8 protein-coding genes are annotated in these 7,337 nt (G+C 66.8%); 6 read left to right on the top strand and 2 right to left on the bottom strand.

Annotated elements, in window-relative coordinates; translation table 11 throughout:
* From J2T23_RS05290 to J2T23_RS05265, 6 genes are all read left to right on the top strand, one after another.
* The coding region (locus J2T23_RS05290) for a transketolase-like TK C-terminal-containing protein (RefSeq protein WP_442439567.1) at positions 1–330 on the top strand (330 nt) is incomplete at its 5' end.
* Between the two features lie 184 nt (positions 331–514).
* Positions 515–1,759 (top strand): PucR family transcriptional regulator, encoded by a 1,245-nt coding sequence (locus J2T23_RS05285; protein WP_141160167.1) that lies wholly within the window; start codon positions 515–517, stop codon positions 1,757–1,759.
* Between the two features lie 88 nt (positions 1,760–1,847).
* A complete protein-coding gene (locus J2T23_RS05280) occupies positions 1,848–2,777 on the top strand; it encodes an ACP S-malonyltransferase (RefSeq protein ID WP_307357749.1) in 930 nt (309 codons plus the stop codon).
* Positions 2,774–3,835, top strand: a complete 1,062-nt coding sequence (locus tag J2T23_RS05275; protein ID WP_141181754.1) for a beta-ketoacyl-ACP synthase III — start codon at positions 2,774–2,776, stop codon at positions 3,833–3,835. The genes J2T23_RS05280 and J2T23_RS05275 overlap by 4 nt, the downstream gene beginning before the upstream one ends.
* Before the next feature lie 77 nt (positions 3,836–3,912).
* Positions 3,913–4,158, top strand: a complete 246-nt coding sequence (locus tag J2T23_RS05270) for an acyl carrier protein (protein WP_009359314.1) — start codon at positions 3,913–3,915, stop codon at positions 4,156–4,158.
* A 175-nt stretch (positions 4,159–4,333) separates the two neighbouring features.
* Positions 4,334–5,569 (top strand): beta-ketoacyl-[acyl-carrier-protein] synthase family protein, encoded by a 1,236-nt coding sequence (locus J2T23_RS05265; RefSeq protein WP_141181755.1) that lies wholly within the window; start codon positions 4,334–4,336, stop codon positions 5,567–5,569.
* Between the two features lie 120 nt (positions 5,570–5,689).
* Here the strand turns inward: J2T23_RS05265 and J2T23_RS05260 are convergent, their stop codons facing one another.
* Entirely contained in the window at positions 5,690–6,193 is a 504-nt protein-coding gene (locus J2T23_RS05260; protein WP_141160163.1) for a DUF3145 domain-containing protein, read from the bottom strand.
* A 240-nt stretch (positions 6,194–6,433) separates the two neighbouring features.
* Entirely contained in the window at positions 6,434–7,321 is an 888-nt protein-coding gene (locus J2T23_RS05255; RefSeq protein ID WP_370871396.1) for a tyrosine recombinase XerC, read from the bottom strand.
* Positions 7,322–7,337 lie beyond the last annotated feature (16 nt).

Below are 7,337 nucleotides of genomic sequence, written 5' to 3'. Positions count from 1 at the left end.
CGCGTCCCCTTCGTCACCCAGCAACTCGAAGGCGCCACCGGCCCCATCGTCGCCGTCTCGGACTACATGAAAGCCGTCCCCGACCAGATCCGGCAGTTCGTCCCCAACGAATTCGCCACCCTCGGCGCCGACGGCTTCGGCTTCTCCGACACCCGCGCAGCAGCCCGCCGCTACTTCAAGAACGACACCCACTCCATCGTGGTCCGTGCCCTTGAAATGCTGGCACGCCGCGGCGAGGTGGATGTTGACGCCCCGGTCAAGGCAATCGAGAAGTACAAGCTGCTCAACGTCAATGCCGGCACCACCGGCAACGCCGGAGGCGAAGCCTAGCCTTCCGGCTGGACGGATCCAGCAGTGAACCACGACGGCGGCCCTCACCCCACAAGGTGAGGGCCGCCGTCGTTCTGTCCCGGGCGGACCAGCCGTGGGGCGGCGGGCGCTGTGACGCAGGGCAAGGCGCGTTGTAGCCTTCGCACAAATGGAGCTTGCGCGGCGGTGGCCGTATGCTCAGAGAATGCCAGCACCAGCCAGCCAGTCCTCGAAGCGGAAACCCTCGCCGCCGAAGGTCACGCCGGAGAAGTCCGAAACCCTTAAGCAGCTCCGCGCCAACGTGGGCCAACTGTCCACCACCACCATGCGCAAGCTTGAGCAGTCGCTGCCCTGGTACAGCCGGCTCAGCGCCGACGAGAGATCGGCGCTGGGCATGGTGGCCCAGAACGGGATCGCGGCATTCGTCACCTGGTATGAGCGTCCAAGCTCTCCGTCGTGGATCCTGACGGATGTGTTTGGGACGGCGCCCACTGAACTGACCCGCTCCATCAGCCTGCAGAAGGCCTTGCAGCTGATCAGGATCGTGGTGGAGGTGGTCGAAGACCAGGTGCCCGTCATTGCACCCGAGGCCGACCAGCCGTCCCTGCGGGAGGCCGTGCTGCGCTATTCGCGGGAAGTCGCTTTCGCTGCCGCGGACGTCTACGCGCGGGCCGCAGAGTCCCGCGGCTCGTGGGACACCCGGCTGGAAGCTTTGATTGTGGATGCCATTCTGCGCGGCGAGAACACCGATGCCCTGCGCTCCCGCATTGCGGCGCTGGGCTGGAAGGCACAGGAGCGCTTCACGGTGATGGTGGGCAATTCGCCGTCGGAACCAAGCGCCAGCTATGTCAGCGAGCTACGGCGGATGGCGGGCCGTTACGCCGAGGACGCGCTGGTGGGAATCCAGGGCGACCGGCTGATCCTTATCCTTGGCGGGGTGCAGGACCGCGAGACCGCTTACGTGAAGCTGAGCGACATGTTCGCCCCGGGGCCGGTGGTCTACGGACCCGAGGCCAGTTCACTGCTGGAGGCCAGCGGCTCTGCCCAGTCCGCGTTTGCCGGCCTGACGGCGGCGCGGGCGTGGCCGTCAGCGCCGCGTCCGGTGGCCGCGGACGACCTGCTGCCCGAGCGGGTGATTTCCGGGGATGACGCCGCCCGGCGTTCCCTGGTGAAGAACATCTACCGGCCGCTCCTGGCTGCCTCCAACGGCCTGGTCGAAACGCTGGGAACCTACCTGGAGCTGGGCCATTCACTGGAGGCCACCGCCCGGGAACTCTTCGTCCACGCCAACACAGTGCGCTACCGGTTGAAGCGGGTCTGCGACGTCACCGGGTGGGACCCGTTGCTCCCAAGAGAGGCCTTCGTGCTGCAGGCGGCACTGGTGGTGGGCCGTCTTTCAGCGCCGCCGAAGGCCGCCACGGAACGCCAGCCGTCCAGGAACCAGGCCTGAGGCATTGTAGACTTCCTACAATCTGACCCCGTGAGCTTGGTGCGGAGAAACACCGCTGGATCACACAGTAATTTGGAAAGCTGGTTACGTGCTTGCAATAGTCTGCCCTGGACAGGGCTCACAGACCCCGGGTTTTCTTGCCCCCTGGCTGGAACTTCCCTCGGTGGCAGGCCAGCTGGCCTCCCTGAGTGACATCGCAGGCATCGACCTGATAGCCCATGGCACCACCTCCGACGAGGAAACCATCAAGGACACTGCCGTGGCGCAGCCCCTGATCGTTGCTGCCGGGCTTGTCGCCGCGGCCTCCCTCTTCGATGTGGAGCTCAATTCCCTTCCTGTCATCCTTGCCGGCCACTCGGTAGGCGAGATCACCGCAGCAGCCCTGGCCGGCGTGCTGACCGAAGCGGAAGCCATGACGTTCGTGCGGGAGCGTGCCAACAGCATGGCGGCAGCGGCAGCCGTCACCCCCACCGGCATGAGCGCTCTGGTGGGCGGTGACCCCGCCGAGGTCCTGGCCGCCATCGAGGCATCCGGGGCTTCCCCTGCCAACGTCAACGGCGCCGGCCAGACGGTGGCGGCGGGCACCTTCGACCAGTTGAAGGCCCTTGCCGAGAACCCACCCGCCAAGGCCCGGGTTATTCCGCTCAAGGTGGCCGGAGCATTCCACACCAGCCACATGTCGCCCGCTGTTGATGCGCTCAAGGCGCTGGCGCCGACGTTGAACCCGGTGGCCCCCAAGGTGCCCCTGCTGTCGAATTACGACGGCGGCGAAGTCACCGACGGTGGCGCCGCCGTCGAAAGCCTGATCGCCCAGGTGTCCCGCCCCGTCCGCTGGGACCTGTGCATGGAAACCATGGTGAAGCGGGGCGTCACCGGCCTGATCGAACTGGCGCCCGCCGGTACCCTGGCAGGCCTTGCCAAGCGCGGCATGCCCGGCGTCAAGACCGTTGCTGTCAAAACCCCCGATGACCTGTCCGCCGCACTGGCGCTCTTCGCAGAACTGGAGGGCAACGCATGAGCGTTCCCACGCTGAAACAGGCTCCCATCCAGGAGCACACCCGCATCCTCGGCCTCGGCGCTTACCGGCCGGACGTCATCGTCACCAACGAGGACGTGTGCCAGTGGATCGATTCCTCGGACGAGTGGATCCGCCAGCGCACCGGGATCGTCACCCGCCACCGCGCTCCTGCCGACGTCAGTGTGATCGATATGGCCGAAGGCGCTGCCCGCGAAGCCATGGCCAAGGCAGGCATTGAAGCCTCGGAACTCGGCGCTGTCATTGTCTCCACGGTCACCCACCCGTACGCCACTCCCTCAGCCGCGGCCAGCCTGGCTGACCGCATCGGTGCCACGCCCGCGCCCGCCTTCGATATCTCCGCGGCCTGCGCCGGTTACTGCTACGGCATTGCCCAGGCCGATGCCCTGGTCCGGTCCGGCACCGCTAAGTATGTGCTGGTGGTGGGCGCCGAGAAGCTGTCCGACGTCATCGACAACCGGGAGCGCACCATCTCCTTCCTCCTCGGTGACGGCGCCGGCGCCGTCGTCGTGGGTCCTTCCGACACCCCCGGCATCGCTCCGTCCGTGTGGGGCTCGGACGGCAGCAGGTGGGATGCCATCGGCATGACCCGCTCACTGCTGGACGTCCGCGACCTGGGCCTGGCAGCCCGGCAGTCCGACTCCACGGGCGACCTCGCGCTGCTGGAGGAAGCCCAGGAGCTGTACCCCACCCTCCGCCAGGACGGACAGACGGTGTTCCGATGGGCAGTGTGGGAAATGGCCAAGGTTGCCCAGCAGGCACTCGATGCCGCCGGCATCCAGGCTGAAGACCTGGTTGCCTTTATCCCGCACCAGGCCAACATGCGCATCATCGACGAGATGGTGAAGAAGCTGAAGCTGCCCGAGACCGTTACAGTGGCACGGGACATTGCCGAGGCCGGCAACACGTCGGCTGCCTCCATCCCGCTGGCAACCCACCGGCTCCTTCAGGAGAACCCCGGACTGAGCGGCGGGCTGGCCCTGCAGATCGGTTTCGGAGCCGGACTGGTCTTCGGCGCACAGGTAATTGTCCTTCCCTAGATACGCCCAAGGGTCGCATCCGCGGCCCGGACCGTTTCCGGCAGCCCCTGCCGGCAATACAAGAAAAGGAGCCACCAATGGCTAGCAACGAAGAGATCCTGGCCGGCTTGGCTGAAATCGTCAATGAAGAAACCGGCCTGGCCCCGGAGGCCGTCGAGCTGGACAAGTCCTTCACCGAGGACCTGGACATCGACTCCATCTCCATGATGACCATCGTGGTCAACGCCGAGGAAAAGTTCGGCGTGCGCATCCCGGACGAAGAGGTCAAGAACCTCAAGACCGTCGGCGACGCCGTCAGCTTCATCGCCGGAGCCCAGGCCTAACACCAGGCTTTTCGCCGTCTCACGGCTTGGCAGGGCTGCCGGTCCGGAATGACCGGACCGGCAGCCCGCCGTTTTTATCCGGCGCAGAACCCCGACCGGGACTGGCCGATCATCAATATGTGCGGGACCCTGCGACAGGTGCAGGCGGATTCCCCACCGACGAAAGAGTGATCCCATGACGCGCAAAGTAGTCATTACCGGTCTGGGTGCCACCACGCCCATCGGCGGCGATGTACCCACGATGTGGAACAACGCCCTCAAAGGGGTCTCCGGTGCCCGCACCCTTGAGGACGACTGGGTCGCCAAGTACGAGCTCCCCGTCCACTTCGCCGCACGCTGCAGCACCCCTGCGCTGGACGTTCTCAGCCGTGTCGAAGCAAAGCGGATGGACCCGTCCACCCAGTTCGGCGTCATCGCCGCTCGCGAAGCCTGGGCCGATTCGGGCATCACCGAATTCGACCAGGACCGGCTGGCTGTCGCGTTTGCCACCGGCATCGGTGGCGTCTGGACGCTTCTTGATGCCTGGGACACGCTGAAGGAAAAGGGCCCGCGCCGGGTCCTGCCCATGACAGTGCCCATGCTGATGCCCAACGGTGTTGCCGCGGCCGTCAGCCTGGACCTCGGTGCCCGCGCCGGCGCGCACACACCCGTCTCCGCCTGCGCTTCCGGTACGGAAGCCATGCACCTGGGCCTGGAACTCATCCGCTCCGGCAAGGCGGACGTGGTGATGTGCGGTGGGGCAGAAGCAGCCATCCACCCCATGCCGCTGGCGGCCTTCGCGTCCATGCAGGCGCTCTCCCGCCGGAACGATGATCCCCAGGGCGCTTCCCGCCCCTACGACACCGCACGTGACGGCTTCGTCATGGGTGAAGGGGCCGGCGCCCTGGTCCTGGAGGCCGAAGAGCACGCCCTGGCCCGCGGCGCACGCATCTACGCTGAACTGGCCGGCACGTCCGTGACCGCCGACGCCTACCACATCACCGCCCCGGACCCCGAAGGTCTCGGTGCCACCCGTGCACTCAAGGCTGCCATGTTTGACGGCCGCATCCAGGCTGAAGACGTGGTGCACGTCAATGCGCATGCCACCTCCACCCCCGTTGGCGACAAGCCCGAGTACACGGCCCTGCGTGCTGCGCTGGGCACCCACGTGGACAACGTGGCCGTCTCGGCCACCAAGTCGCAGATGGGCCACCTCCTGGGTGCTTCCGGCGCGGTCGAGGCGGTCCTGACCGTGCTGGCCGTCCACGAGCGCAAGGCACCGGTGACCATCAACCTTGAGAACCAGGATCCTGAGATCCCGCTCGACGTTGTCACCTCCGCCCGTGACCTGCCTGCCGGCAGCATCGTGGCGCTGAGCAACTCGTTTGGTTTCGGCGGACACAACGCCGTGGTGGCCATCCGCAGCGTCTAGCCATGTCCGGGCAGTCAGCCCGGAAACCCAAGGGAGGCCCCGCCAACAGGCGGGGCCTCCCTTTTTGTTGCTATGGAAGTGTTGCGGGGGACAGGCCACCGCGGGGACGGACGACGGCGGTCAGCCCACCTGGTGGAGCCAGCGCACCGGGGCGCCCTCGGCAGCGTGGCGGAACGGTTCGAGTTCCTCGTCCCAGGCCTCCCCGAGGGCGAGGGAGAGTTCGTGGTAGACGGCGGCCGGGTCTCCGGCGCCGGACTCGTACGCGTAGCGGATCCGGTCCTCGGACACCATGATGTTGCCGTGGACGTCCGTGACGGCATGGAAAATCCCCAGCTCCGGCGTGTGCGACCATCGGCCGCCGTCCACGCCCTGGCTTGGCTCCTCCGTGACCTCATAGCGAAGGTGCGCCCAGCCTCGGAGGCAGGACGCCAGTTTGGCTCCCGTGCCGGGGTTTCCGGTCCAGGACAACTCGGCCCGGAACATGCCGGGGGCGGCAGGCTGCGGGGTCCACTCAAGGTCCGTCCGCTTGTCCACGACGGCGCCAACCGCCCACTCAACGTGGGGGCACAGCGCCGTAGGGGCCGAGTGAACGAACAGCACACCGCGGGTCATTGCAACAGACATTCCATCCTCCATAGCTATAGGTACGTCTTCCCCAACGACCTCTGCCTGGATGGAACTGCCGTGCACTGCTCTGCGGTGGTGGTTCCTTGTGCATATTTAGATGTATCGAATAAAGCCGCGTCCGGACTTGCCGTGCAGCGCGAAGCTCAGGGAGCTTCAAGCCGCACTTGAAAGTTGCCGGACGTGACTCTTATTGTGCCGCACCCCGCAAAATTACGCCAGTGCGATTAGCCACACCGCTCAGGCCCTGGGATGCGCCTGCTGATAGCTCTTTCGAAGGCGGTCCACCGAGACATGGGTATAGATCTGGGTGGTGGCCAGGCTGCTGTGGCCCAGGATCTCCTGCACCGCCCGAAGATCCGCGCCCCCGTCCAGCAGATGCGTGGCGGCGGAGTGGCGCAGCGCGTGGGGCCCGGAAGCGGCAGTGTCCCCCAGCGCCTCGAAGAGGGTGTTGACCAAGGCACGGACCCGGCGCTGGTCAACACGTCCACCGCGCGCCCCGAGGAAAAGGGCGGGTCCGCTGCCGTCCTTTACAAGGATCGGGCGCCCCCGGCGGAGCCAGTCGTCAACGGCCACGGCGGCCGGAACCCCGAAAGGGACGGTGCGTTCCTTGTTGCCTTTGCCGACCACCCGGAGCGTCCGGCGGTCCGGGTCAAGGTCGTCGACGTCGAGGCCGGCAAGTTCCCCCACCCGGATACCCGTGGCGTAGAGGAGTTCCACCATGGCCCGGTTCCTCACGGCAAGCGGTCCGCCGTCCGCGGCCTGCGCCTCAAGTCCCTCCAGGATGCGGGTGAGCTGCGAGGCCTGCAGCACGCCCGGAAGGGATCCTTCCCGTTTAGGTGCCTTCAGGCGAAGGGCGGGGTCGACGTCGATGACTTCTTCCCTGAGCGCCCAGGCCGTGAACACCCGGGCCGTGGCGGAACGGCGCGCCAGGGTGGCCCGGGACGCGCCGGCTGAGCTCTGGGTCCCAAGCCAGCGGCGGAAAGTGCCCAGTTCAAGGTCCTTCAGTCCTGCCACGCCTTCCGATGCCGCGTGGGCGAGGAGGCTATGCAGGTCGCCCAGGTAAGCCCGCTTGGTGTGCTCCGAGACTGCGCGCTCCCCCGACAGATAGCCGGCGAACGCGTCCATTGCCTTCCCGAGTTCC

Source organism: Pseudarthrobacter niigatensis, assembly GCF_030812615.1.
Lineage (GTDB): Bacteria > Actinomycetota > Actinomycetes > Actinomycetales > Micrococcaceae > Arthrobacter > Arthrobacter niigatensis.
This window is presented reverse-complemented; position numbering and strand designations above follow the sequence as displayed.

What these genes read in the sequence shown, in the direction of transcription:
- J2T23_RS05285 (WP_141160167.1), top strand. Translation starts at nt 515, where the DNA reads ATGCCAGCACCAGCCAGCCAGTCCTCGAAGCGGAAACCCTCGCCGCCG.
- J2T23_RS05275 (WP_141181754.1), top strand. Translation starts at nt 2,774, where the DNA reads ATGAGCGTTCCCACGCTGAAACAGGCTCCCATCCAGGAGCACACCCGC.
- J2T23_RS05270 (WP_009359314.1), top strand. Translation starts at nt 3,913, where the DNA reads ATGGCTAGCAACGAAGAGATCCTGGCCGGCTTGGCTGAAATCGTCAAT.
- J2T23_RS05265 (WP_141181755.1), top strand. Translation starts at nt 4,334, where the DNA reads ATGACGCGCAAAGTAGTCATTACCGGTCTGGGTGCCACCACGCCCATC.
- J2T23_RS05260 (WP_141160163.1), bottom strand. Translation starts at nt 6,193, where the DNA reads ATGTCTGTTGCAATGACCCGCGGTGTGCTGTTCGTTCACTCGGCCCCT.
- J2T23_RS05255 (WP_370871396.1), bottom strand. Translation starts at nt 7,321, where the DNA reads ATGGACGCGTTCGCCGGCTATCTGTCGGGGGAGCGCGCAGTCTCGGAG.